Genomic DNA, 25,359 nt, shown 5'->3' on the forward strand with positions numbered 1-25,359 from the left:
TTCTAGAATGGAGGGGAACACCTGTTCTATAGGAGGGAGTATTATGGAAGTTCATGATGATTATGTTTTTGACTATGAGAAAGAACCCAGCCGAGACATTCTCTGCATTGATTGCAAGTCCTTTTATGCTTCTGTGGAGGCGGTGGACCGGGGCTTGGATCCCCTGAAGGCCAAATTAGTGGTCATGTCCTATCCGCCAGATGGCCCGAGGAAGCGGGCTTCAGGCTTGATCCTGGCCTCTTCGCCAGCAGCCAAGCGGGCTTATGGGATCTCCAATGTATCCCGGGCGGGGGACCTGCCTTATCCCTATCCCGCTGACCTCTATATCGTGCCCCCACGTATGCGCTATTATATGAAGAAAAACCAAGAAATTAACCAGATCTACCAATCCTTTGTCGCAGCGGAGGACCATGCTGTCTACAGTATCGATGAGAGCTTCATGGACATCACGTCCTCTATGCGGCTCTTCAAGCAAAAGACAGCGGAGGACTTTGCGGCTATGGTCCAGCGGGCAGTTTTTGAACAGACGGGGATCTATGTCACCGTCGGCATTGGGGACAACCCCTTGCTGGCTAAGCTGGCCTTGGACAATGCGGCCAAGCACCGGGCGACGATGCGGGCAGAGTGGCGCTATGCGGATGTGCCCCAGACCCTCTGGCAGATCGATTGCCTGACGGACTTTTGGGGGATTGGCAAGCGGATGGCCCGCCATCTCCAGGCCCTGGGGATCCAGACCATTCGCGACCTGGCCCACAGCAACCCCTATCTTTTGCGGGATAAATTTGGCCGGCTGGGGGAGCAGCTCTATGCCCATAGCTGGGGGATCGACCGGTCTTTTATCGAACCCCTCCAGGCGCCAGCCAGCAAGAGTCTGGGCAACCATCAGATCCTCCCGCGAGACTATGACCAAGCCAGCGAAATCTTAACCGTCGTCAAGGAGATGGGCGAACAAGTCGCCACTCGTCTGCGGCGGGAGGGCTATAAGGCCCAGGGCTTGACCCTGGTTCTGGCTTATTCTAAGGCCTATTCTGCGCCGGACGGCAGGACCTTCCGCAGGGCTTCGGGACGTCTCTTAGCGAGCCAGCGCCGGGGTGAGATCCTGGACGTCCTCCAAGCCTTGTTTGATCAAATTTATGAGGGACAGCTGGTCCGCAGCTTGGGGGTGACCGCCTTTGACCTGGTAGAAGTAGAGTGTGAGCAGCTGTCGCTTTTTTCAGCTGCCCCAGAGACGGATGCCCTAGAAGCTGTCATCGATAAGATCCGTCAGAAGTATGGCTTCAAGAGCCTGGTGCCCGCTACCTCACTCTGTTCGGGTGCGTGTGCCATCGCCCGGTCCCAGTTAGTCGGCGGCCATGCAGGGGGCCTAGCTGGGATTGAGGATGTGGCAGCTGATGGTTAGGTCAGGCAAGCACTTTACGGACTACAATGCCTACCACGACCGCGGTTTCCAGTTGAAGTGGCGGACGGCCTTTGCCTTGGATGAACTCGTTCAAAGCATTGAGGGGAACATCGAAGAAGATCAAAAAAAGAATCCCAAAGAAGCCCAAATGTCCCCTGAAGCCATCAGCGCCGTCCTCTATGAGGCCTACTTCTACCACCGCCCCTTGGAAGTCCAACTGAACCGCTATGACCACTTGGGCCGGCTCTGGGACAAGCGCCAGGCTTACTTTAATGGTTGCTGGAATGCCTCCGGGCTCTGGCTCGGCGAGGACTTCTACCCCTGGGAGGCTATCCGCCACCTGCGCATCCTGCCGGCATCCAAATGGTCAAAATAAAGGTCAAAAAATGTCAATTAAAAGCTTGACCTTCTCTGACCAATAGGCTATAATAAGAGTATGCAAAGGAGTGATAAGATGAATAATATGGAAATGACAACGGCCATGCAAGAAGCCTTAGCTAATGCCCAACAAATTGCTAAGACGCGCCAACACCAAGAAATAACCGTTGCACATTTATTCAAAGCCATGGTAGAGCCAGGCAACTTCGCATACAATTTCTATCAACGTTTAAACATCGACATGAATGCCTTAGATGCAGAATTAGACCGTGAACTCGATAAAATTGCTAGCGTGAGTGGGGGGAATGTCCAATACGGGCAAGCTATCTCCAGGGGACTGGCAGAATTGATCCAGAAGGCCCAAGACTTAGCCGCTGAACGAGGAGATGACTACCTCGCAACGGAGATGGTGCTCTATGCGATCTTTGATTTGACTTATTTAGAGCTCAGCCAGTGGCTCAACCGCGTATCCAGTAAAGAGGCTGCCCAAGCCTTGATCGATGACTTAAGAAAGGGTGATCGTGTGACTTCCAAGAATGCAGAAGCTAATTATGAAGCTTTAGAAAAATATGGGGCTGACCTGACCCAACTCGCCCGTGAAGGCAAGATGGATCCTATTATCGGTCGGAACGAAGAAATCCGTGATGTGATCCGTATCCTATCCCGTAAGACCAAGAACAATCCCGTTCTTATCGGGGAACCAGGGGTCGGTAAGACGGCCATTATTGAAGGTTTGGCCCAAAGAATTGTGAAAGGGGACGTCCCTAGCAACTTAAAGGACAAGAAGCTGATCTCCCTCGATATGGGGGCGCTGATTGCTGGGGCCAAGTACCGGGGTGAATTCGAAGAACGGCTCAAGGCTGTCTTGAATGATGTGAAAGCCTCCGATGGGGAAATTATCCTCTTCATCGACGAAATCCATATGATTGTAGGGGCGGGTAAGACAGAAGGGTCCATGGACGCTGGTAACTTGCTCAAACCGATGTTAGCCCGGGGCGAATTGCACTGCATCGGGGCGACGACCCTGGATGAATACCGGGAATACATGGAAACCGACAAGGCCCTGGAACGCCGCTTCCAAAGAGTCCTGGTTAAGGAACCGACTGTGGAAGACACCATCTCCATCCTGCGTGGTTTGAGCGAAAGCTTTGAAAACCACCACCATGTCAAGGTCCATGACCAAGCCCTTGTTGCAGCTGCCCAATTATCGGACCGCTACATCACCGACCGCTACCTGCCAGACAAGGCCATTGACTTAGTGGACGAAGCCTGTGCGGAGATCCGGGTGGAAATGAACTCCATTCCAACCGAATTGGATATGCAACGCCGCCGCTTGCTCCAACTGGAAATCGAAGAAGAAGCCCTCAAGGAAGAAGAGGACGACTTTTCTAAACAACGCTTGGCTGAATTACAAGAAGAACTAGCCGAAGTCCGGGAAAAAACCAACCAATTAACCATGGAATGGGAAAATGAAAAAGCAGGGCTCAAGAAGATCCAAGACAAACGTCAAGAACTAGACGATGCCAAGCGGCAATTGGACCTAGCCCAACAAAACTATGACCTGGAAAAGGCGGCTACCCTCCAACACGGGACCATCCCAGCCTTGGAAAAAGAATTGAAGCAAATGGAAGAGGACTATGCCCAAGACATGGAAGGCCGGTCTAGCTTGGTTCAAGAAGCTGTGACCGAAGAACAAATTTCAGAGGTTGTCTCCCGTCAAACGGGAATTCCAGTCTCTAAATTAGCTGAAAGTGAACGGCAAAAACTCCTCGACCTCGATGACCGCCTCCACCAACGTGTGATCGGCCAAGATGAAGCCGTGGATACCGTCAGCAATGCGGTCCTCCGTTCGCGGGCTGGCATCCAAGACCCAGACCGTCCACTCGGTTCCTTCCTCTTCCTCGGACCAACCGGGGTCGGGAAGACCGAATTAGCCAAGGCCTTAGCGGAACAAATGTTTGACAGTGAAGACAATATTGTCCGGATCGACATGAGTGAATACATGGAGAAGGCGAATGTCTCCCGCTTGGTCGGTGCTGCCCCAGGCTATATCGGCTACGAAGAAGGTGGGCAATTAACGGAAGCTGTCCGCCGCCATCCTTATTCCGTCGTCTTGCTGGATGAAATCGAAAAGGCCCATCCCGATGTCTACAATATCCTCTTACAGATCCTCGATGATGGGCGTCTAACCGATGGCCAAGGCCGGACCGTTGACTTCAAGAACACCATTATCATTATGACCTCCAACCTAGGATCGGATATCCTCTTGGAAGACAGCGAATCAGGCCGTGATGAGATTTCGGAAGAAGCCCGTGACCAGGTCAAAGACCGGCTCCACAGCTACTTCAAGCCTGAGTTCTTGAACCGGATTGATGACATTATCTTCTTCAGCCCATTGTCCAAGGCAAATATGTCAGGGATTGTGGCTAAACTCTTGGACCAATTGAACCAACGTTTAGCTGACCAAAACATCCACCTCGACTACAGCCAAGACCTCTTACAATGGATTGCCGATGAAGCCTATGAACCCCAATTCGGGGCCCGTCCACTGCGTCGCTTCATCACCAACCATATTGAAACCCCACTAGCTCGGGCCATTATTGCCGGTGATGTCCAAGCAGGACAAGAAGTAGAAATCAAAGAAGCTAATGGCCAAGTCAGCTTTGAAGTAGAATAAAAACTAAGAGCGTGTGACAAAAGGCGTTGAGGCCTGGATCACTGGAATTGTTTTTAAGAGAACATGCTAACAGTCAATATTGACTGCTGGCATGTTCTTTTTTTATATTACCACCTGTTTGATTTATTAAGGATTTCCAGACGAAATACGCCTCAGTGTTCCAGGGTCAGGTCCCTTTCTCCCGCATCCTCTCACACCCTATCTAGTCGGGTTCGACTTGGCAGACTTGGAGTGATTTCACAAGTCTGAAACGAGCGATTACTTCGCTCTTATTCTGACTTGCTCCAATCATCCAAGCCTGACCGCCAAGTCTCACACCCTATAGTCGGGTTCAGGCTAGCAGAAAAAGCTCCTCTTCAGCAAAATCCGCCGAAAACTTTCAGTCTTCTCTGGCTTTTGCCTCCAGAGGTCTATTTCTCCCGCTAGCCTTCGCACCCTTGCTAAAGTGCTATTTGTTTTGTTTTCAAGGGCTTACTGGTAAGATAGGGTTAAAGGGATATTCTATATTTGAGAGAGGTGGTTTCTATGAAGAAGCAATTTTTAATTGATGAAGTCAGACAATTGCGAAAACAAGTTCAGGAAGAGGGGCAGGCCCTCTATGAGAGTTGGGAGCCCCAGACGATGCGGGAGGATTTTCGAGCTAGCGCCCAAAATTTAGCGGCCTATGCGGTCATGCGGCAGAGGGACTTGCGCCAGCTCCAGGAGAGCTTTGATAGGGTCGGCTACCAGGGGTTTCGCGGGATTGAGGCCAATGTGTTGCCAGGACTTGACCACTTAGTCCACCTGCTCCAAGATGAACCTATAGCCAATGAAGAAGCCTACTGGACGGACCTGGACCAGGAGCAGATGCATACCTATCAAGTCTTTGGCCTCCAAGCTGGCAAGCGGGCGCAGAACTTGGTCACCCTGCCGACCGAGGCTGGCCGTGATCCCCACTATGTCAGGGACTTAAGTCAATCAGGCATGGACCTGGCCCGGATTAATTGTGCCCATGACCAAGCGAAGACTTGGCAAGCTATGGCTGACCATATCCGCGCTGCCGAGCAAGCTAGGGGGCGGGCTCACCCGATTTACTGCGATCTGGCTGGCCCCAAAGTCCGAATCGAAGCCCTCTATACCAAGCAGCAGAATCCCCGGGTCTACCAGGGCGATCGTTTCTTTATTAGTCACGTCAAAGCTTTGGAAGATTTTCAAGGGCAGGATTTGGTTCTCTACACCTCCCACCAAGAGATCATTCAGTCCCTAGCCATCGGGGACCCGTTGGTGATGTATGATGGTGACCTCCTAGGCCATGTGGTTTCCCAACATGACCAGGGCCTAGTGGTAGAGGTTGACCGTGTACGCAAGGCCAAGGGACAAAAAATTAAGGCCAGCAAGGGAATAAATTTCCCTGGCCGGGATAGCCAGCTGCCTATCTTAACGCCGGCCGACTGCCAAGCCATGGCCCAGGTCAAGGACTTTGCCCGGGGCTACAACTTCTCCTTCGTCCGCCAGGTGGAGGATATTGTAGCCATTAAGCAGCAATTGGCTGAGGTCTATGGTGAAGCTGTCAGCCAGCACCCGCCTTTCTTTATCAAGGTGGAGACCCAGTCTATCCTAGAAAATCTCTTCCAGGTCTTGGTGGAAGCCAACCGCAGCCACCACGCCGGCTTGATGATTGCCCGGGGCGACTTGGCGGCTGAACTCGGCTTCCTCCGTTTGGCCAGTGTCCAAGAAGACCTGGTCGCTATCGCTCGAGCCGCTCGCATTCCCGTGATTTGGGCGACCCAAGTCCTAGAAAACATGGTCAAGACAGGCATTCCGACCCGGGCGGAAATGGCCGATGTCATGTTGGCTGGCCGCTGTGACCTCGTGATGCTCAACAAAGGGGACCATATCCAGGAAGGCATCCAACTCCTCAACCAGGTCCTGGACCAGTCCCGCCAGTATATGCCGGTGACCCCTTCACCTCTTCGTCCCCTTGACTTGACCCCTTAGCTCTTTTTACTTGCGGGCGCACCCGTGCTATACTAGGGGAGAAAAAAGGAAAAAAGAGGCGGTATGGGATGAAAACTTTATATTTAATGCGACATGGACAGACTCAGTATAATGTGGAAGGCCGGATTCAGGGCTGGTGCGACTCGCCCCTAACAGAGGAAGGGCGCGACCGGGCCAGCCAGGTCAAGGCCTATCTCCGGGATAAGGGCCTAAGGGACTGGGCTTATTTAGCGAGCTCTGACCTCAAACGGGCCCAGGATACCCTAAGCCTGGCCCAGGAGCCAAGAGGGGATTTCCACCAATTATCAGGTTTGCGGGAGGCCTGCTTTGGCCAGTATGAGAAGCAGTCCCGCGATAACTTGCCCCGGGAAGACTTTAACCGGCAGATCAAAGCTGCAGGCGGGGAGACCATTCCAGAAGTCCAGGAGCGCCTGATCCGCACCTGCTCTTATATCATGGACCAGATTGAAGATGGGGAGAAGGCTTTTGCGGTTGCCCATGGCCGTTGCATTCGACTCTTTGCGGATTATTGGCAGGCTAAGGAAGGCCGGCCTAAAGTAGGGGAGATTGCGAATTGCTCGCTTCTGGTCTTTAACTATGATGGCCAGGCCTTCACTCTCGAGGAGATTCTCGTCCCTTAAATTCTCTAGGCCTAGCCCTCGGCCTTCAAAATGCCTGAAGACCTATGTTATACTTAGGCTAAGAAATAAACGGAGGACGTGCCATGTTAAAAAAATTCCAACCGACCTGGATGTTGGATACGATTCTACAGATTAGTCCGGACCAGGCCCACAAGCACCACATCAAGGCCATCATCACGGACTTAGATAATACACTGATTCCATGGAATTCTGCCCAGGTTCCGGAATACTTGAAACAGTGGGCGGAGGAAATGACCAGTGCCGGCATTGAGATCTTGATCTTGTCCAACAACAACGGGCTCCGGGTAGCGGATGTGGCCAAGCAATTGGGTGTCCAGTACCTGGCACCTGCCTATAAGCCCCGGGCCTCTGGTTACTATTCTGCTCTCAAGGTCTTGGACTTGACCAAGGAAGAGGTGGCCTTTGTCGGCGACCAACTCCTGACTGATGTCTTTGGGGCCAACCGGGTGGGGATACGAACCATCCTGGTCAAGCCCGTGGTCAAGACGGATGGCATGTGGACCCGGGTCAACCGCGGCGTAGAGAAACCTTTGAAATATTTATTAGATAAATTCCATAAGAATTGGGAATGGAGGAATCAATTAGATGACAGATGAGTCATTGAAATGTATCGGATGCGGCGCTAGCATACAGACAGTTGATAAGAACCAGCGAGGTTATACACCCCAGTCTGCCTATGAGGCAGGTCTTGAGACCGGTGAACTGTACTGCCAGCGCTGTTTTAAATTGCGCCATTACAACGAGTTACAGGGGGTCACCATGAGCCATGATGACTTCCTCACTATCCTCAACAGTATTAGCGATGAGGATGCCTTGGTGGTCAATGTGGTCGACCTCTTTGATATCTCAGGCAGCCTGATCCCTGGCCTCAAGCGTTTTGTGGGAGATAATGAGGTCTTATTGGTCGCCAATAAATTAGACCTCCTCCCCAGTTCGGTGAAGGAAAGTCGCTTGAAGCACTGGGTCAAGACCTATGCCCGGTCCCAGGGTCTCGTTGTGGAAGAGGTGCTATTGACCAGTGGCCAGACCCTCTACCATGTCGATGAGCTCTTGGAAGCCATCGAAGAGAGACGCCAGGGCCGCAATGTCTATGTGGTCGGCGTCAGCAATGTGGGCAAGTCGACACTGATCAATAGTATCCTCAAGGCCACAGGGATTGCGGGGGACTTGATTACGACCAGTGTCTTCCCTGGAACGACCCTGGACTTGGTCGAGATTCCTTTTGACGAGAGGTCGTATTTAATTGATACGCCAGGTATTATGGAAGATGGCCAGCTGACCTCCCAGCTCTCGGCTGAGGGGCTCAAGCAAGTCATGCCCAAGAAACGGGTGAAGGCTCGGACCTACCAAGTTAATCCTGAGCAGAGCTTCTTTATTGGGGGCTTGGTTCAGGTCGACTACTTGGCAGGGGACCGCAACAGTTTCACCTTCTACCTGAGCAATGCCCTCAAGATTCACCGGCGGAAGCTGGAGGGGGCTCAGGCCTTCTATGACGACCATGTGGGTGAACTCCTGACCCCTAGCTTGCCGGAGGAAGTCGGCCGGGTGCGCCGTGAGTTCCAGCTCCAGGCCGGTCAAGACCTTGTTATTTCTGGTCTGGGTTGGCTCACCGTATCAGAGGATGCCCAAGTAGCCGTTTACAGTCCGAAGGGAATTGACGTTCTCGTCCGGGAAGCCCTCATTTAAGTTAAGGAGCGTGCAAGATGTTAAATAATAAGGAAAAGAAATACCTCAAAAAGATTGCCCAAAAAGAAAAAGCAATCTTCCAAATTGGTAAGAATGGCTTGACAGATGAATTGATCAAGCAGGTGGACCAGGCCCTGGAGAAGCGGGAATTAGTGAAGCTGAATATCCTCCAGAACTCCAGCGCGGAGGTCGATGAGGCCGCTCGCGAATTGGCCGCTGGCTTGCGGGCTGATATTGTTCAGACTATTGGTAAGACCCTGGTCCTTTACCGGCCGTCACAAGAAGGCAAAAACCAAAAAGTATCCGCCGATCTTAAGGCGTTGAAATAGGGGGCGAGCATATGGGAGAGCGTGACCAAGGCCTTGGCCTCGCACTAGAGCCACGCTTAGAAGAAGAGACAAGCAAGCGACGGCGGGTAGGGATCCTGGGCGGAAGCTTTAATCCCGTCCACCAGGGCCACTTAGTTATCGCCGACCAGGTCTATGACAAATTGTGCTTGGACCAGGTCTACCTGATGCCTAACTACCAGGCCCCTCATGTGGACCCCAAGGCCTTCCTGGATGCCGACAAGCGTTTGGCTATGTTAAACTTAGCCATTGCGGGCAATGACCACCTGGCTATTGAGACCCTTGAACTCGAACGCAAGGGCAAGTCCTATAGCTACGACACCATGGATATCTTGACCAAGCTCCATCCCGATACGGATTATTATTTTATTATCGGGGCGGACATGGTGGAATATCTGCCAACCTGGTATCGGATTGATGACTTGGTTGATATGGTGCAATTTGTTGGCGTCCAACGGCCAGGCTATGACTTGGCAACGGATTATCCGGTCCTCTATGTGGATGTGCCCGAAATGGCGATTTCATCGACCCAGATCCGCCAGGCTGTGGGACAAGGCCACAGTATCCGCTATCTCTTACCTGAAGCTGTGAGACATTATATTGAAGAGGAGGGCTTGTATCTTGAACCATGAAGAAATAAGCTATAAAGAAAACCTTATTCAAGTGAGCCGGGAAGAGCTCTTAGACCGAGCCCAAGCGCGCTTGTCTAAGAAGCGCTTCCGCCACCTAGTCGGGGTGGAAGAGACGGCTGTCCACCTGGCTGACCGCTATGGGGAAGACAAAGAGCGAGCCAGTATCGCGGCCTTGCTCCACGACTATGCCAAGGAGGCTAGCCCAGAAGAGCTCCAAGCCTTTGCTGACCATCCAGACTATGATCCCGACTGGCCAGAAGCAGGAAACGCCATCTGGCATGGCCCCTTGGCTGTTTTGATGGCCAAGCGCGACCTAGGCCTAGATGACCATCTGATTGAGCAGGCGGTCTGGAACCACACCCTGGGCAGTTTGGCTTGGACCCGCTTGGATAAGATTTTGTACATTGCGGACTATATTGAACCCAACCGCGACTTTCCAGGTGTTAAAGAAGCCCGGAAAGCCGCCGAAAAGTCTTTAGACCGTGCTGTGGATTATAAGATCCGGCATAGTCTAATGCATTTATTGGAAAGACGCCAAACAATCCACCCACAAACCATTGCCGTGTATAACCAGTGGGTAGACGCACATGAGGAGGATGCCTTTTAATGACAGCACAGAATACAGAATTACTAGAATGCGTGGTAAGAGCGGCGGATGACCGTTTAGCTAAGGACATTGTGGCTTTAGATATGGCGGGCTTAACGACCCTGGCGGATTATTTTGTGATTGCTACAGCCAATAATGAACGCCAAGTTAATGCCATAGCGGATGCGGTGGAGGAAGCGGTTTACAAGCATGGCTTCGATGTAAAACAGATTGAAGGCCGGCAAGCGGGTAAGTGGGTCCTGATTGATTGCCACGATGTCATTGTCCATATTTTCCAGGCGGATGAGCGGGAACGCTACAACTTGGAGAAACTCTGGCATGAAGCCCCTCTCTTGAACCTGAACGACTGGTTGAGCTAAGATGGCCGATAAGAACTACCAAGTCTTCCAGGAGGTCTATGACCTACTCTTTGATAAGTCCCTCTATCCGGCTTGGGCGGACTTCTGCCAGGAGGCCTTAGACCGCTACCTGCCTGACCAAACTTCCTATCGACTCATGGATGTGGCCTGCGGGGACGGGGAGTTTGCCCTGGAGATGTTGGAGCGAGGCTTTGATGTCACAGGCTATGACCTGTCCGAAGAGATGGTAAGCCGGGCCCAGGAGCGCTTGGAGGAAGCAGGTTATCCCGGTCGGATCTACCAGGGCAATATGTTAGAAGACCAGGCAGTCAGTGGCTTTGACCTGGTGACCCTCTTTTGCGACAGCCTCTGCTACTTGGAAAGTCCAGAAGAGCTGGCTCAGTGCTTTGCGGCCCAGGCAAGCCTTTTACAAGCAGGCGGCCTCTTTATCTTTGATATTCATTCGGCTTATCAGATGAACCAAGTCTACCCAGGCTACCAGTATATTGAAGAATGGGACGATGCGGTCTTTACCTGGCGGAGCGAACAGCTTCGGGGGGAGGGGACCATCGACCATGTCTTGAATATTTTTGTGGAAGATCCCCAAACGGGCAGCTATGACCGCCATGAGGAGCTCCACCGGGAACAAATTTTTCCTTTATCAGTCTACCAAGACCTGCTCCAAGCGGCGGGCTTTGTTGATGTGAAGCTTACGGCGGACTTCGCCTTTGAAGCGCCTGGGCCTGAGAGTCAGCGGCTCTTCTTTACTTGTGTGAAGGGGGAATAGGATGCGTGCGTGTGGCGTGATTGCAGAGTGGAATCCATTCCACAATGGCCATGCCTACCTCTTGCAGGAGGCACGAAGGCAGAGCCAGGCCGACCTGGTCGTGGCCGTGATGAGCGGCAACTACTGCCAGCGGGGGGAGCCAGCCATTGCCTCCAAGTGGGACCGGGCCTATGCTGCCCTAGCCAATGGGGCCGACCTGGTCGTGGAACTCCCGGTTTGGTGGGCCAGCCAGTCCGCTAATTATTTTTCCCAGGCCGCCCTCGCTTATCTCAGGGCCCTGGGCTGCCAGGACCTAGCCTTCGGGGTAGAAACAGCCGATTTTGAGCCCTATCTTTACTTTGCTTCTTGGCTGGCCCAGCACCCAGAAGCCCTAGACCAGGCTCGGCAAGCGGTGAGCCAGGCCAAGGCCAGTCATGCGGACCAAGAACTGACCGCTTGGGCCTATTTACTGGACCAGGAGGAAGACCTAGCAGGAATCCACTTAGACTTCGAGGGCCAGAGCAATAGCCTCCTCGCCATGGTCTATGCCTTGACCATTTACCGGGAGGACTTGCCTCTGACCCCCCATCCCATTCAAAGGCAGGGGGATGGCCACCGGCAGGACCAAGCGGTGGACCAACACTTTGTCTCTGGGACCTATTTAAGGCAGGCCCTCCAAGCCGGGGCGGTGGACGACTTAGCCGCCTATATGCCGGAAGAGATGCTGTCAGCCTTGGCCGGGCAGGCACACTGGCCCCGCCTTGAGGGCCTCTACCCCTATATTCGCTATTTACTTCTGGTCCAGGACCGGGAGACTTTAGCTCGAATCCATCTGATGGCAGGCGGGATCGAGGGGCGCTTGCAAGACTTGGCGCACAAGCACAAGAATTTGACGGATTTCCTAGCCAGTGCCCAGACCCGGTCCTGGCCGGTCTTGCGGCTCCAGCGCCTGCTCCTTATGTTGGCCCTGCAAGTTTCCAAAGCCCAGATCCAAAGCCTCCACCAGGGTCCCCAGCCCCTTTTCTTATTGGCTGCCAACCAGGCAGGCCGCGCCTATTGCCGGGAGATGAAGAAGCACTTACCCGCTAACTTTCGCTGGATTGGGCGAGTGGACCGAAAAGTGGCTCAGACCTGGCCCGAGTGGCTGGCAGCTGACCGCATCTACAGCGACTACTTACTCCAGACAGACCGGGACGAGAACTTTGGGCGCTGGCCCCTCAGTCTTTAAAAAATAATCATAGAAAGGGAGCAAGAAGAAAAAAATGACTTGTCAAGGAAATATCATTGACAAATGTCTGATGAGTCGGTATAATTTTTCTTGTTGCTTAATGGTGGTCAATCATGAAATGGTCATTTCAAGAATTACGAATTCAGGCGCAAGACCCTCTAGCTATCCATACTAGCATCGAAATCTCCGATGAGATGCAGGAACGTAGCGATGAGATCCTAGCCATGTCGCCCGTTAAGGTTGACGGCTTCGTGATTTATGAAGAGGCAACTGTATTGGCACAATTGCAAATAGCATTAGATGTGACGCTACCATCTTCACGATCCTTAGAGCCTGTCAATGTGTCGATGGCCTTTCCCATTAATGAGCGTTACTTGCCTAAGGGCATGGAAACAGATATCATTGATGAAGAGGCGGTTCTACAAATTGAAGTTGAAGGGAATTCAGTCGATCTCACACGAGCGATTGAAGACAACATCTTGCTCCATTTGCCGCAACAGCGCTTAACAGCGGAAGAAGCAGAGGAGCAAGAGCTTCCAATGGGCAAGGACTGGGATATGATGACGGAGGATTCTTACCGCTCAAGTCTTAAGGGCGAGGAAAAAATCGATCCGCGCCTTGCAAAGCTGAAGGACTTGTTTGCTGATGAAGCGTCTGAAGATTAAATGACGATATAGGAGGTGTGAATGATGGCAGTACCAAAGCGTAAAACATCAAAAGCAAAGAAACGTTCACGTCGTACACATTATAAATTAAACGTACCTGGCATGAACGAATGCCCTAACTGCGGCGAATTACGTAAATCACATCACGTATGCCCAGCATGCGGTTACTACAACGGTAAAGATGTGATGACTGAAGAAGCAGCTGAATAAGTTGATGAGAAAGGTTGGGACCCCCAACCTTTTTTTTGTTAGGGTGAGAGGGCGCGCGGTTAGTTTCCTTTCACTGGAGCAAGTCACCAGAGCAGTCAGAAGGACTGCGGCGGAGACTTGTGAAGTGACAAGGAAGCTGCGCGACCAAACCCGACTAGATAGGGTGTGAGCAAGAACGCTTAGAAAGGGATGACTGGAGGCAAAGGGGAAAAGAGCGGCTGTAAGTCGATCATTCCACTTTGCTGAAGTCACTCCCTTTCTGCTCTTGCGAACCCGACTACAGGGTGTGAGAGGATGCGGGAGAAAGGGACCTCTGGAGTAAAGGGCTAGAGAAGGCTGAGGGCCTTCGAAAGCCCTTTGCGAAGAGGAGCCCTTTCTGCATCCTCGAACCCAACTACAGGGTGTGAGGGTTAGCGGCCAACTATCCAACACTCAAACAGAAGCCCCAAGTGTGGCTTCACCCCGCGCAAGCCCCAAACACAGTCCCCACGTGTGGCTTTACAAGGCGAGCTTATGAGCAAGCCTCCGGACTAAGGAAGCCAATCGCATAAAAGGGCTGACAGACTTTTGCCACATTCCTTAGGAAAAGTATGCTAAAATAAAAGAAAAAAGACGGGGTGTTGCTAATGGAAGCTTTTACTTGGTTTGAAATTATACTCTATATCCTTCCCATCCTTACCATTATTCTGGTGGCTAAATATGGGAAGCCTTATTTGACGGATGGCAAGCACATTAACTTAGTAGTGATCGATGTGGTCCATCCTATTCTCTGGCTCTGCTTCCACCTCGTTTCCCAATTGGTCCTGCACTGGTCCTTCCTACCCATCGTCTTAGCCATTGTTTCCGTGCTAGCCCTGGCAATTCTCGCTATCCAGTTTCGGGACAATTTGCCTTTTACACCGGGACGTTTTCTCCGTCGCCTGTCGAATTTGAGCTTTATTATCGTTTTTTTACTTTATTACGGCTTTGTCTTCTACCGCATCTTTGCCTTGATCTTTGCCTAGACCCATCAGTTTAAAAGCTCATCTCAACAAGTAAATATAATCCTCACTAGTCTCCGACCAAGTAGCTCAAATGCTGCTCGGTCGGGGGCTTTTTTTGTTTCTTGCCCCTCAAACTTTAAACTTTTGTTTAGTCTCTTCCCTAAAGGGGAAAAATTGTGGAGAATTGTGGTGCAAAGTGGTAGATTATGGTAAACTTAACTTACTTTAGAAGTTAAATGGCTGAGAAGAGGCTTTAAAAAATGGGCTGAGGCTAAGGGTGACGATAAGATGTTAATGGGCGAGTACAAACATAATATCGATAGCAAGGGTCGTCTAATTATTCCAGCGAAATTGCGGGAAGAATTAGGGGAGCTTTTTGTGCTTACCCGGGGCCTGGATGCCTGTATCTTCGCCTATCCCTTAGCCAGTTGGGAACAGATCCAGGCTAAATTAAAGGACCTGCCCCTAGTCAAACGCCAAGCCCGGGCCTTCACTCGCTTCTTCTATTCTGCAGCGGTGGAAGTGTCTGTCGACAAGCAGGGCCGGGTCAACATTCCCCAGGTCTTGCTCGACCATGCCCAGATTGATAAGGCCTGCCAAATTGTTGGCGTGATGGACCGGGTGGAAATTTGGTCGGCTGAAACCTGGCAGGCCTACCAGGATGACCTGGATGATAGCTTTGAAGATATTGCTGAAGAATTATTTGACTTAGGTTTATAGAAGGAGGTCCTAGGGTGACAGAAGACTTTAAACATATTACCGTGCTCCGTGAAGAAAGCGTGGAGGCCCTGCAAGTGAAGGCAGATGGCATCTATGTGGATTGTACCTTGGGCGGTGGGGGCCATAGCCAGCTCATCTTGGACCGCTTGTCTGACCAGGGGCGACTCTATGCCTTTGACCAAGACCTGACTGCTATCCAGCATGCAGAAGATCGTTTCGCTGAGGAGATTGCCCAGGGCAAGCTCCACTTGATCCACCGCAATTTCCGCTATATCAAGGAAGAATTGGCGGACTTAGGTGTTCATGGTGTGGATGGGGTCCTCTATGACCTGGGCGTGTCCTCGCCCCAGTTGGACCAAGTCGACCGGGGCTTTAGCTACCACCAGAATGCGCCCCTGGATATGCGGATGGACCAGACAGCTGACTTGACGGCCGAAGAGGTGGTCAATGATTGGTCTTATGACCAGCTGGTTAAGATCTTCTACCGCTATGGTGAGGAGAAATTCGCCAAGCAGATTGCCCGCCAGATTGAGCATCGCCGCCAGGACCACCGGATCAAGGAGACGGCGGAGTTGGTCGAACTGATCAAAGAAGGCATTCCCGCTCCCGCCCGGCGCAAGGGGGGGCACCCGGCCAAACGGGTCTTCCAAGCCATCCGGATTGCGGTGAATGATGAACTTGGGGCGGTAGAAGATTCCCTAGAGGCGGCCTTGGACTTGCTCAAGCTTGGCGGCCGTATTTCCTGCATTAGCTTCCAATCCCTAGAGGACCGGATCGCTAAGCAGCTCTTCAAGGACGCTTCTACCGTTGACCAACCCCCAGCTAATATCCCCATCCTCGCCCAAGACCTAGAAGAAGCCTCTTACCGCTTAATTACCCGCAAGCCCATCTATCCTTCTAAGGAAGAATTGGCCCATAATTCGCGGGCCCAGAGCGCTAAATTGCGCGTTATCGAAAGAATCCATAACTAATCACACTCGTGAAGGGAGAAAAACAATGGGACTCTTCGCACTAGACCCAGAACAAGTACATACCGCCTATGCCATGCCAGCTGAGAAGGCAGCCCCCTTAAAAGACCAACCCGCTACCAGTCAGGGCCAGGTCCACTTGCTAGAGAAAACAAAACCGCAAGCCCAGAAAGGCTTCCTGACGACAGCTGATTGGATCAAGCTCGGCACCATGTTTTTGGTCACGGCTGCCTGCCTGATTTTTTTGGTCGGTAGCAAGGCCCAGTACATGCAGGCTGACCAGGAACTCAAGGGCATCCAAGCCCAAATTTCCGATGTGCAAAACAATAAAAATAATATCCAACAAAAGGTCAATGAACTCGGTAACTATGACCGCGTGATGGAGGTTGCTAAAGACCAGGGTTTGACCATGGATGAAGATAATATAAGGAATGTGGAAGAATGAGAACTAGTAAAGAGCAGAGAAAGCAGCGCCAGCAGTTTCTACATTGGATGCTCATTGCTGTGGCCGTCCTCTTCGCTAGCTTGATCTTGAGATTTGCCTTCGTGATGCTAGGCGGCCATGTGAACGGGGTTGACCTAGAGAAGAGCGCTCAAGCCATGTATCAACGAAGTAGTATCTTAACGGCTAAGCGGGGAACCATCTATGATATCGGTGGGAATCCCCTAGCCTTGGATGCTACTTCTTATTCATTGTATGCCGTCTTAACAGAAGCCTGGCAGGATGCGGAGCATGTGACGGACGAGACCCGGGACCACACGGCTGAGGTTTTGAGCCAGCATTTGGACCTGGACAAGGAAGAAATCTTAAAGATTCTCTCGACCAAGAATGTCAACCAGGTTGAATTCGGGAATGCCGGTTCTGACCTCTCCTATGCCCAGATGGATGCCATCCGCCAGGAAAATTTACCCGGTATTGAATTCCAAGAAACGCCCAGCCGCTCCTATCCTAATGGGGTCTTTGCCTCCCACTTGATTGGCTATGCCCAGTTCAAGCAAGCAGAGAATGCCATGGATGACCGCTTGGTGGGACAATTGGGCTTAGAGAAGAATAAGGACCAGGAACTCCAGGGCAAGAACGGCTATGTCAGCTTCAGTAAGGACAAGGAGACTGACCAAGAGAAGGAAGCAGCGGATGCCCAGATTGCGCCAGTCGATGGGCAGAACCTCTATACCACGCTGGATTCGCGCTTACAGACTTATTTAGAAACCCTGGTTAGCCAGGTGGATGAGACCTATAAGCCGGAGAATTTGACGGCCATGCTGGTCGATCCCAAGACGGGGAAGATTGCAGCAGCAACTCAGCGGCCGACCTTTAACCCGCAGACCCGGGAAGGCCTGGATACCATGTGGAAGAACCTGCTGGTGGAAGAATCCTTTGAACCGGGTTCAACTATGAAGGTGCTCACCCTGGCAGCCGCCATTGAAGAAGGGGTCTTTGATCCCAATGCTCCCTACATGTCCGGTGCTATCAGCGTAGATGGCGGGGTCATTCGCGACTACAACCATGTCGGCTGGGGTGTGATTAGCCAGCTAGATGGGGTGGCCCGGTCTTCCAATGTCCTCTTCGTCCAATTGGTGGGGGACATGGGCTATGACCGTTGGAAGGAATACATGTACGAATTTGGGCTCATGCAGAAACCGAATTCTGTCTTCAAGGAAGAAGTTCCCGGCTCGATGTCCTATAATTATGAGATTGAGAAGGCCTCGACCAGCTTTGGCCAAGGGCTCCGTGTCACGCCTTGGCAAATGGTCCAAGCCTTCACGGCGATTGCCAATGGGGGCGAGATGATGCGTCTCCAAGTCATTGACCGGATGGAGAACAGCCAGGGCGACTTGGAAGTAGTTCAACCTGAGAAGATTGCAGCTCCTGTCTCTAAAGAAACCGCCCAAAGGACCCTCCAATACCTCCGCCGAGTGGTCGAAGACCCTCAAGGAACGGGTCAGATCTACGCGGTGGAAGGGACAGAGATTGCCGCGAAGACAGGGACCGCTGAAATTTATGACACCGACAAACAAGCCTATCTGAGTGGCGGCTTTAACTACCTCTATTCAGTGGTTGGTTTTGCGCCGGCTGACAACCCGCAATACATCCTCTACCTCACCATTAAGAAACCGAAGATGGCCGGGGATGGCAAGCAACCCGCAGCCATGCTAGCGGATATCTTTGTTCCCCTATTAACACGGGCCTTGGATTATGCTAAGCTAGCTGAGACAGGAGGTTACGACCAGGCTGAGATGCTAGATGTGACTGGGAAGAATCCAGGCGCTGCCCAACAAGCCCTAGAGAGCCAAGGCTTCCTCAAGGTGGAGGTCCTAGGCAAGGGTAAGCAGGTGATCGACCAGTTCCCTAAAGCAGGAAGCAACTATTCCATGGCTAAGAAGGTCTACCTCTTAACCGATGACGATGTGCGCCTGCCTGACTTTACGGGATTGAGCCGCAATGAGAGCGAAGCCTTAGCCCAGCTCCTCGGCATCCCCGTTCGGATTGAAGGCGAAGGCCTCGTCGTCGGTCAGAGTGTCGATGTTAACACGCCAATCGAAGCGGTTGACCAAGTCCTCCTCCAACTCCAACAACCTTAAGTGATACTAAATGAAAGGATTTCGACATGCTATTAAGTTTCATTTTCTGCTATGCCATTACCACCCTAGCCATGCCTTTCTTCATCAAGTACATGCATAAGAAGCAATTTGGCCAGGCGATTCGTGAAGAAGGCCCGGCCTGGCACCAGGCTAAGTCTGGGACCCCTGCCATGGGCGGCCTGGTCTTCCTAGGGGCTAGCGTGCTGACGATTTTAATGATGAGTATTGTCCAACAGCATTGGTCTAATAGCGCCTGGGCCCTGGTGATTGCCCTGCTCTTCTTTGGCGGGATCGGCTTTGCGGATGACTTTTTGAAGATTTTCAAGAAACAAAACGAAGGCTTGTCCTCCAAGCAAAAGTTTGTCCTCCAGCTCCTGGGCTCAGCCCTCATGTCTTTTATCTTTGTGCTCTTCGGCCTGGAAGTAGAGCTTCCTATCTTCAACCTAGCCAGCTTGAGCCATCCTATCTTGATTTTTCTCTTTTTACTCTTTTGGATTACGGGCTTCTCTAATGCCTTTAACCTAACAGATGGTTTGGATGGCCTGTCATCGGGCTGTGGGATTATTTCCTTTATGGCTTACTTGGTTATGGCCCTTCAAGCAGGAGAGCAGGGGATCGCGCTCTTCTGCGTGACCATGATTGCGGCCCTGCTCGGCTTTATCCTCTTCAATGTGAAGCCAGCCAAGATCTTTATGGGGGATGTCGGCTCCCTCGCCCTAGGTGCCGTCCTAGCCGTCCTCTCTCTATTGATTGGGAACCCTTGGACCTTACTCTTTGCAGGCATTATTTATGTGGCCGAAACAGCCAGCGTGATCTTGCAGGTGGCTTCCTTTAAACTGACAGGCAAGCGGATCTTTAAGATGAGCCCCATCCACCATCATTTTGAGATGCTGGGTTGGTCAGAGTGGAAGGTTGACCTGGTCTTCTGGGCTGTCCAACTTATCGGTGCTTTGATCGCCATTGCGATCTTCTAGGAGGAAATTATGAACGAAACACGAGCAATTAGTCGAGAATCACTCCGAAACAAAAAAATCCTGGTCTTGGGACTCGCCATGACTGGGATGAGTGTGGTGCGCCACTTGAGGGACTTGGGCGCCTTTGTCACGGTTAATGATATCAAGCCCCTGGATGAGAACAAGGAAGCCCAGACCCTGATTGAAGAGAATGTCCGTGTCATTGCAGGTTCCCATCCGGTGGAATTACTGGAAGAAGACTTCGCCTTCATGGTTAAAAATCCCGGGATTCCTTACAGCAATCCCATGGTCCAAGCAGCCCAAGCCAAGGGCCTGCCGGTCTATACGGATATCGAACTTGTTGGCCAATTGACCGCGGCTGAAATCATCGGCATCACGGGCTCTAACGGGAAGACCACAACGGCTTCTTTGACCTATCAAATCCTAGAGGCAGCAACCGACCTGCCTGGAAAGAATTACCTGGCAGGTAATATCGGACTAGCAGCCCTGGATGTGGCCTTAGATGCCCAGGCCAGCGACCGCTTGGTGCTTGAACTGTCAAGTTTCCAACTGATGGGGACTTACCAGTTCAAGCCCAAGATTGCGGCCATTAGTAACCTCTACCCCACCCACTTAGACTACCATGGGAGCCTGGAAGCCTATTTAGAGGCCAAATGGCAGATTACAGCCCAGCAGGAGGCTTCGGATTACCTCATCTTGAATGCCGACCAGGAGATGCTTTGGGAGAAAAGACAGGAGACCCGGGCCCAAGTTATTCCGGTTTCCTTAACTGGCCAGTCGCAGGAGGGGGCTTGGTATGACCGAGAAGGCCAGCGTTTGATGTGGCGAAAAGAAGCTGTTTTGGACCGGGACCAAGTCTTTATTCCAGGGGACCACAATGTTCAGAATGCCTTGATCGCCATTGCCATCGCCAAACTCCTTGGGGTTTCGAATGCAGCTATCCAGGAGGCCTGCCAAGCTTTCCACGGGGTGGCCTACCGAATGCAATTTGTTTTAGACTGTGAGGGACGTCGCTTCTACAACGATTCTAAGGCAACTAATAATGATGCAGCTAAGACCGCTCTACGCAGCTTCCAAGCCCCCATTGTTTGGATTGCAGGCGGCTTAGACCGGGGCTTAGCTCTGGATGATCTCAAGGCTGAAGTCGGTCAGGTCAAGGCCATGGTGGTCATGGGTGAGACAGCAGATCGTTTTGCAGACCTGGCCAAAGACATGGAGATTCCTTATTTTTATGCCAAAAATATTGAAGAAGCAACGGACCTGGCCTTTGCCCAGAGCCAAGCTGGCGATGTGATTCTCCTCTCACCGGCTTGCGCTTCTTGGGACCAATACCTTAACTTCGAAATGCGTGGCGACCGCTTTGTCCAAGCGGCCAAGCGTTTAGCCCAATCACGACCAAAACAGTAAATTAGGAAGGATGGAAAGCATGCGCGTTGTCTTATCTGGTGGCGGAACGGGAGGCCATATCTATCCCGCTCTGGCCCTCAAGAAGAATATTTCAGCCCATTATCCCGAAGCAGAATTTCTCTATATCGGGACAGCTCAGGGCATGGAAGCCAAAATTGTGCCCGAACAGGGGATTCCCTTCAAGACTGTCAGGATCCAGGGGCTCAGGCGGTCACTCTCTATGGATAATATAAAAACGGCCTTTTACATGCTCCAGAGCGTCTCAGCTGCCCGCAAACTTTTGAAAGAATTCCAACCGGATGTTGTGGTCGGGACGGGGGGCTATGTCTGTGCCCCAGTACTTTACGCCGCATCTCATTTGGGCATTCCAACCGTTATCCACGAGCAGAATTCGGTGGCCGGGATTACCAATAAATTTTTGAGCCGCTATGTGGATAAGATCGCGATTTGTTTTGACCGGGTCAAGGCAGACTTCAGCCGCTATGCCCATAAAGTTGTCTATACTGGCAATCCACGGGCCCAGGAAGTCGCAGCGATTCAAGGCCGGGTCGACCTGACGGACTATGGTCTGGCCAATAACCGACCGACTCTGCTTATCTTTGGGGGGAGTCGGGGGGCCCAACGGATCAATGATGCGGTCATGGCCTCGCTTGAAGCCTTCACCAAGCGGCCATACCAGGTGCTCATTGCGTCTGGTGAAATCTATTATGAAGACTACCAGAGAGAATTTGACCACTTAGACCATCTGACTAATGTGAAGGTCGTGCCCTATATCAAAAATATGCCCCAGCTCTTTAATACCGTGGACCTGGTAGTCTGCCGGTCGGGGGCAACGACTTTAACTGAATTAACGGCCTTGGGCACACCCAGTCTGCTGATTCCGAGTCCCAATGTGACCGGTAACCACCAGCAGCGCAATGCCGAGTCTTTGGTCGATCACCGGGCAGCCAAGATGCTCTTAGAAGAAGACCTCAACAATGAACTCTTCCTCGAGACCATCGATGAACTGATGGCGGACGATATCCAACGGGTACAGATGAGCCAACAAGCCCGACTTCTGGGCGTGCCAGACGCTGCAGACCGTCTCCGCCGCGTCCTGGAGGCAGCCATTGAAGAAAAATAAAGCATAAAAAGGGGGAGAAGCATGGACTGGGAGAAAGAAAGACGACGTTATCAAAAGAAAGCACACCCCTCAAGGTCCCAGGTCAGAAGCCGGGGGCGCGAGGAGGGCCAAGACGCGCCGGCTGCTTCCCGCCAGTCCCAGGCTGATTCTGACAAGCAAGCGACCAAGGCGACTAGGCCCAACCAGCCAGGTCAGCCCAAGCCCCAAGCGAAAAAGAAGCAGGGCCGGCGGATTAAACTCTGGCGTTCGGCCAAAGATCAATTGGGCAAGCCGAGCCAAGCCAAGGCCAGGCCGCCCAGAAAGAAGCAGGCAGCCAAGGTCCCAGCTAAGACCCGCTGGACTTACTATGGCATCTTTATCTTCCTCTTATTCGTCGCCATCTACCTTGCTTCACCCCTTAACCATGTCCAAGGGATCCAGGTTCGGGGGAACCGGCAGATTAAGGAAGAGGACCTGGTCCGGGTATCAGGTCTCCATCCCAGCATGAGCCTCGGCCGAGTCGATGCCCTCCAAGAAACAGCCATGCAGCGGATTAACGCAGCCTATCCCCAGGTCCAGAGCGTCAATATCCAAGTTGATGACCAGCGCAATGTGCTTATCAATATCCAAGAGCACCGGGTCGTGGGTTATGTGAAGAAGAAAGACTTCTACTATCCGGTCTTAGAGAACCAGATTATCCTGGACAAGGCCATGGCTGAACCCGATAAAGAGCTGCCCCTTTTTGAGGGCTTTGACGATGGGCAAGTCTTAAAGCTGGCTGAGCAGCTCGGTCAATTACCAGACCGTATCCTCCAGCAGATTGTTTCCATCCATAACACCTCGACAGCTGATTATCCTAACCACCTGTCACTCAAGATGCGGGATGGGAATATCGTGACAGGCTTTATGCTGAAATTTGTGGACTATCTCCAATACTATGACCAGGTCTTAGAGATTCTGGACGGGCAGAAGGGCCTCTTGGATATGGACCTGGGCATCTTCTTTACGGAATTGACCCCTGCCAATAACCCCTTCGCTAGCGCGGAAGAGAAGGAAGCTTATGAAGCGGCCCATCCATCAGCGAGCCAGGCCGACCGTCAAGAAATTGAGGTCAAGGACAAGGAGGCGCCAGCAGAGTCTGGAAGCCAAGCGGACCAGTCTTCCAGCCAAAGCGGGCAAGGCTCAGCTGCTGGCACAAGCTCGTCGGCTTCTTCAGAGCCTAGTCCGACTCAAGCCGACCAAGCGCCAGCCCCTAACCAAGCGCCAGCAGCCAGTCAAGCGAGCGGGACCCCAAGCAGTAGCCAGCCTTCAAGTCAAAGCCAATAAGGGTGTGTTAAGCGTCACCTGTCCAGCGGTAGGAGCTAGTCTCCCGCCGCTTTTTTCTTGACAATGATCTGCTTTTCCCCTGGGGCGACTGCTTGTGATTGCTATCGATATTTCTGTATGGTAAACTTGATTATGATCTGATATCTATAGCTTCTATATGAAGAGAGCTTGCGAGCGGCTAGCTTTCTTTTCTTTCATTGATTTAGGAAAAGTTTACTGCTTTTGCTCCTTCATTTATGTTAAAATAGAAGCGATATAGACATATCTTGATTATTGATTAAAGAATTTGGAGGTTTCAATTACATGGTGCAACCAAAAGTTTATGCGAGTCTCGATATTGGAACCACTTCAGTAAAAGTTGTTGTTGCCGAATATGTGAACCAGCACCTGAATGTGATTGGTGTTGGAAGTGAGCGTTCAGAAGGTTTGAGCCGGGGTGTGATTGTGGATATCGACAAGACCGTCGAAGCCATTAAGCGTGCCGTTCAGCAAGCTGAGCGCAAGTCAAACTGTGAAATTAAGAACGTTATTGTTGGCGTACCATGTAATCAAGTGAACATAGAGCCTTGTTATGGGATGATTGCTGTGGCCAATGAGAACCGTGAAATTACGGACAAAGATGTCAACAATGTCTTATCTGCAGCTAAGGTACGCGCTGTTCCACCAGAACGGGAGATCATCTCTGTGATCCCGGAAGAATTCGTGGTGGATGGCTTTGATGGCATCCGTGATCCACGTGGGATGATTGGCGTTCGTCTAGAGCTCTATGCGAGCATGATTACAGGGACTAAGACCATTATTCACAATATTCGCCGTTGCGTTGAGAATGCGGGCTTGAATATTGCCGACTTGGTCGTTCAACCCCTAGCAACGGCAGCCGCAGCCCTATCTGAAGGTGAAAGAGATTTCGGAACGATTATTATCGATATGGGCGGTGGCCAGACCAGTGCGAGCGTAATCCATGACAACCAGCTAAAATTTGCTTATATTGACCAAGAGGGTGGCGAATATATCACCAAGGATATTTCCACAGTCTTAAATACAACCTTGGAAAATGCCGAGCAGATTAAGTTAGAATACGGCTATGCCGATTCCCGTCATACCAGTGAGAATGAATTCTTCCCGGTTGAGATTATCGGCAAGAAAGAACCTGCTAAGGTAGACGAACACTATCTTTCTGAAATTATTGAAGCACGCGTGATGCAAATTTTGGAAACGATTAAACGCGCTTTAGACCAAGTGGAAGCCTTTGATCTTCCTGGTGGCGTGGTGGTAACTGGTGGGGCAGCTGCCCTCCCTGGCGTGATTGAGCTCGCTTCAGAATATTTTGAAACAGAAGTCCGTTTCTATATTCCAGAGCATGTGGGCCTACGCAATCCGATGTTTGCCACTGCAGTCGGCCTGGTTGAATATGCTTCGGGCTTAGAGGAAATTTACCATGTCGCCCAAGGTTATAACTTCGATAACCGGACCCGGGATGCAGCTAAGCGGGAAGACCAAAGCTATACCCGCCCTCAAGTCCGCGCCCATGAGCCGGAAGTCGACCACCATGAGCCTCAAGCAGAGAGCGTTCCTGAAGCGCCTTATGCTGGCTATGAAGAAGAGGACCATGAAGTCGAAGTCAGAGGCACTCGCCAAGCAGCCGACAGCTCGGCTAAAGAAGGCAACGAAGGCTTCGCTGATAAAGTGAAGAGCTTTTTTGAAGATATCTTTAACTAAGACGA

25 protein-coding genes are annotated in these 25,359 nt (G+C 51.7%); all 25 read left to right on the forward strand.

The features are described 5' to 3' along the window. Positions 1 to 43 precede the first annotated feature (43 nt). The 25 genes from F6I03_RS05965 (at position 44) to ftsA (ending at position 25,354) form a co-directional block, all read left to right on the forward strand. Positions 44 to 1,399: a Y-family DNA polymerase gene (locus tag F6I03_RS05965; RefSeq protein WP_070626260.1), complete on the forward strand. Its 1,356-nt coding sequence runs from the start codon at positions 44 to 46 to the stop codon at positions 1,397 to 1,399. After that, complete coding sequence (locus tag F6I03_RS05970; protein WP_070430564.1) at positions 1,392 to 1,775, forward strand: hypothetical protein; 384 nt, start codon at positions 1,392 to 1,394, stop codon at positions 1,773 to 1,775. Before F6I03_RS05965 ends, F6I03_RS05970 begins: the two co-directional genes overlap by 8 nt. Positions 1,776 to 1,853: 78 nt before the next feature. Beyond that, positions 1,854 to 4,454 carry an ATP-dependent chaperone ClpB gene (gene clpB, locus F6I03_RS05975; RefSeq protein WP_070430565.1) on the forward strand — a complete coding sequence of 867 codons (2,601 nt, stop codon included), beginning with the start codon at positions 1,854 to 1,856 and terminating at the stop codon, positions 4,452 to 4,454. Positions 4,455 to 4,979: 525 nt separating this feature from the next. Beyond that, positions 4,980 to 6,431 (forward strand): pyruvate kinase, encoded by a 1,452-nt coding sequence (locus F6I03_RS05980; protein WP_070430566.1) that lies wholly within the window; start codon positions 4,980 to 4,982, stop codon positions 6,429 to 6,431. A 68-nt stretch (positions 6,432 to 6,499) separates the two neighbouring features. Further along, entirely contained in the window at positions 6,500 to 7,072 is a 573-nt protein-coding gene (locus F6I03_RS05985) for a histidine phosphatase family protein (protein ID WP_070430567.1), read from the forward strand. 83 nt (positions 7,073 to 7,155) lie between these two features. Further along, positions 7,156 to 7,689, forward strand: a complete 534-nt coding sequence (locus tag F6I03_RS05990) for a YqeG family HAD IIIA-type phosphatase (RefSeq protein WP_070430568.1) — start codon at positions 7,156 to 7,158, stop codon at positions 7,687 to 7,689. After that, positions 7,679 to 8,779 carry a ribosome biogenesis GTPase YqeH gene (gene yqeH / locus F6I03_RS05995; protein ID WP_070430569.1) on the forward strand — a complete coding sequence of 367 codons (1,101 nt, stop codon included), beginning with the start codon at positions 7,679 to 7,681 and terminating at the stop codon, positions 8,777 to 8,779. The genes F6I03_RS05990 and yqeH overlap by 11 nt, the downstream gene beginning before the upstream one ends. A gap of 17 nt (positions 8,780 to 8,796) precedes the next feature. Continuing rightward, positions 8,797 to 9,108, forward strand: a complete 312-nt coding sequence (gene yhbY, locus F6I03_RS06000) for a ribosome assembly RNA-binding protein YhbY (protein ID WP_070430570.1) — start codon at positions 8,797 to 8,799, stop codon at positions 9,106 to 9,108. Positions 9,109 to 9,119: 11 nt separating this feature from the next. Then, positions 9,120 to 9,758, forward strand: coding sequence for a nicotinate-nucleotide adenylyltransferase (locus F6I03_RS06005; protein ID WP_070430571.1), 639 nt, complete (start codon positions 9,120 to 9,122; stop codon positions 9,756 to 9,758). Further along, positions 9,748 to 10,365, forward strand: coding sequence for a bis(5'-nucleosyl)-tetraphosphatase (symmetrical) YqeK (gene yqeK, locus F6I03_RS06010; RefSeq protein WP_141737841.1), 618 nt, complete (start codon positions 9,748 to 9,750; stop codon positions 10,363 to 10,365). Before F6I03_RS06005 ends, yqeK begins: the two co-directional genes overlap by 11 nt. Then, positions 10,365 to 10,724, forward strand: coding sequence for a ribosome silencing factor (gene rsfS / locus F6I03_RS06015; RefSeq protein WP_070430572.1), 360 nt, complete (start codon positions 10,365 to 10,367; stop codon positions 10,722 to 10,724). Before yqeK ends, rsfS begins: the two co-directional genes overlap by 1 nt. Before the next feature lies 1 nt (position 10,725). Continuing rightward, positions 10,726 to 11,490: a class I SAM-dependent DNA methyltransferase gene (locus tag F6I03_RS06020; RefSeq protein ID WP_070430573.1), complete on the forward strand. Its 765-nt coding sequence runs from the start codon at positions 10,726 to 10,728 to the stop codon at positions 11,488 to 11,490. A gap of 1 nt (position 11,491) precedes the next feature. Beyond that, the gene (locus F6I03_RS06025; RefSeq protein WP_070430574.1) at positions 11,492 to 12,697 is read left to right on the forward strand and encodes a nucleotidyltransferase family protein; all 1,206 of its coding nucleotides are present in this window, start codon (positions 11,492 to 11,494) and stop codon (positions 12,695 to 12,697) included. Between the two features lie 113 nt (positions 12,698 to 12,810). Further along, entirely contained in the window at positions 12,811 to 13,362 is a 552-nt protein-coding gene (locus tag F6I03_RS06030; RefSeq protein WP_070430575.1) for a YceD family protein, read from the forward strand. Between the two features lie 24 nt (positions 13,363 to 13,386). Next, positions 13,387 to 13,572, forward strand: a complete 186-nt coding sequence (gene rpmF, locus F6I03_RS06035) for a 50S ribosomal protein L32 (RefSeq protein ID WP_083272321.1) — start codon at positions 13,387 to 13,389, stop codon at positions 13,570 to 13,572. Positions 13,573 to 14,198: 626 nt separating this feature from the next. Beyond that, positions 14,199 to 14,576, forward strand: a complete 378-nt coding sequence (locus F6I03_RS06040) for a DUF3397 family protein (protein WP_070430576.1) — start codon at positions 14,199 to 14,201, stop codon at positions 14,574 to 14,576. 267 nt (positions 14,577 to 14,843) lie between these two features. Continuing rightward, complete coding sequence (gene mraZ, locus F6I03_RS06045; RefSeq protein ID WP_070430577.1) at positions 14,844 to 15,275, forward strand: division/cell wall cluster transcriptional repressor MraZ; 432 nt, start codon at positions 14,844 to 14,846, stop codon at positions 15,273 to 15,275. A gap of 14 nt (positions 15,276 to 15,289) precedes the next feature. Further along, positions 15,290 to 16,246: a 16S rRNA (cytosine(1402)-N(4))-methyltransferase RsmH gene (rsmH, locus tag F6I03_RS06050; protein WP_070430578.1), complete on the forward strand. Its 957-nt coding sequence runs from the start codon at positions 15,290 to 15,292 to the stop codon at positions 16,244 to 16,246. Between the two features lie 25 nt (positions 16,247 to 16,271). Then, the gene (ftsL, locus tag F6I03_RS06055; protein ID WP_070430579.1) at positions 16,272 to 16,688 is read left to right on the forward strand and encodes a cell division protein FtsL; all 417 of its coding nucleotides are present in this window, start codon (positions 16,272 to 16,274) and stop codon (positions 16,686 to 16,688) included. Then, on the forward strand, positions 16,685 to 18,826 hold the full coding sequence (locus F6I03_RS06060) for a penicillin-binding protein (RefSeq protein ID WP_070430580.1): 2,142 nt from the start codon (positions 16,685 to 16,687) through the stop codon (positions 18,824 to 18,826). The genes ftsL and F6I03_RS06060 overlap by 4 nt, the downstream gene beginning before the upstream one ends. 26 nt (positions 18,827 to 18,852) lie before the next feature. Continuing rightward, positions 18,853 to 19,800 carry a phospho-N-acetylmuramoyl-pentapeptide-transferase gene (gene mraY, locus F6I03_RS06065; protein ID WP_070430581.1) on the forward strand — a complete coding sequence of 316 codons (948 nt, stop codon included), beginning with the start codon at positions 18,853 to 18,855 and terminating at the stop codon, positions 19,798 to 19,800. 9 nt (positions 19,801 to 19,809) lie between these two features. Further along, positions 19,810 to 21,207 carry a UDP-N-acetylmuramoyl-L-alanine--D-glutamate ligase gene (gene murD / locus F6I03_RS06070; protein WP_150983088.1) on the forward strand — a complete coding sequence of 466 codons (1,398 nt, stop codon included), beginning with the start codon at positions 19,810 to 19,812 and terminating at the stop codon, positions 21,205 to 21,207. 19 nt (positions 21,208 to 21,226) lie between these two features. Then, complete coding sequence (gene murG, locus F6I03_RS06075) at positions 21,227 to 22,330, forward strand: undecaprenyldiphospho-muramoylpentapeptide beta-N-acetylglucosaminyltransferase (RefSeq protein ID WP_070430583.1); 1,104 nt, start codon at positions 21,227 to 21,229, stop codon at positions 22,328 to 22,330. 21 nt (positions 22,331 to 22,351) lie between these two features. Next, a complete protein-coding gene (locus F6I03_RS06080; protein WP_070430584.1) occupies positions 22,352 to 23,635 on the forward strand; it encodes a cell division protein FtsQ/DivIB in 1,284 nt (427 codons plus the stop codon). 303 nt (positions 23,636 to 23,938) lie between these two features. Beyond that, complete coding sequence (gene ftsA / locus F6I03_RS06085; RefSeq protein ID WP_070430585.1) at positions 23,939 to 25,354, forward strand: cell division protein FtsA; 1,416 nt, start codon at positions 23,939 to 23,941, stop codon at positions 25,352 to 25,354. The last annotated feature ends 5 nt before the right edge of the window (positions 25,355 to 25,359 follow it).

Origin of the sequence: Aerococcus sanguinicola (assembly GCF_008726925.1) — a bacterium.
Lineage (GTDB): Bacteria > Bacillota > Bacilli > Lactobacillales > Aerococcaceae > Aerococcus.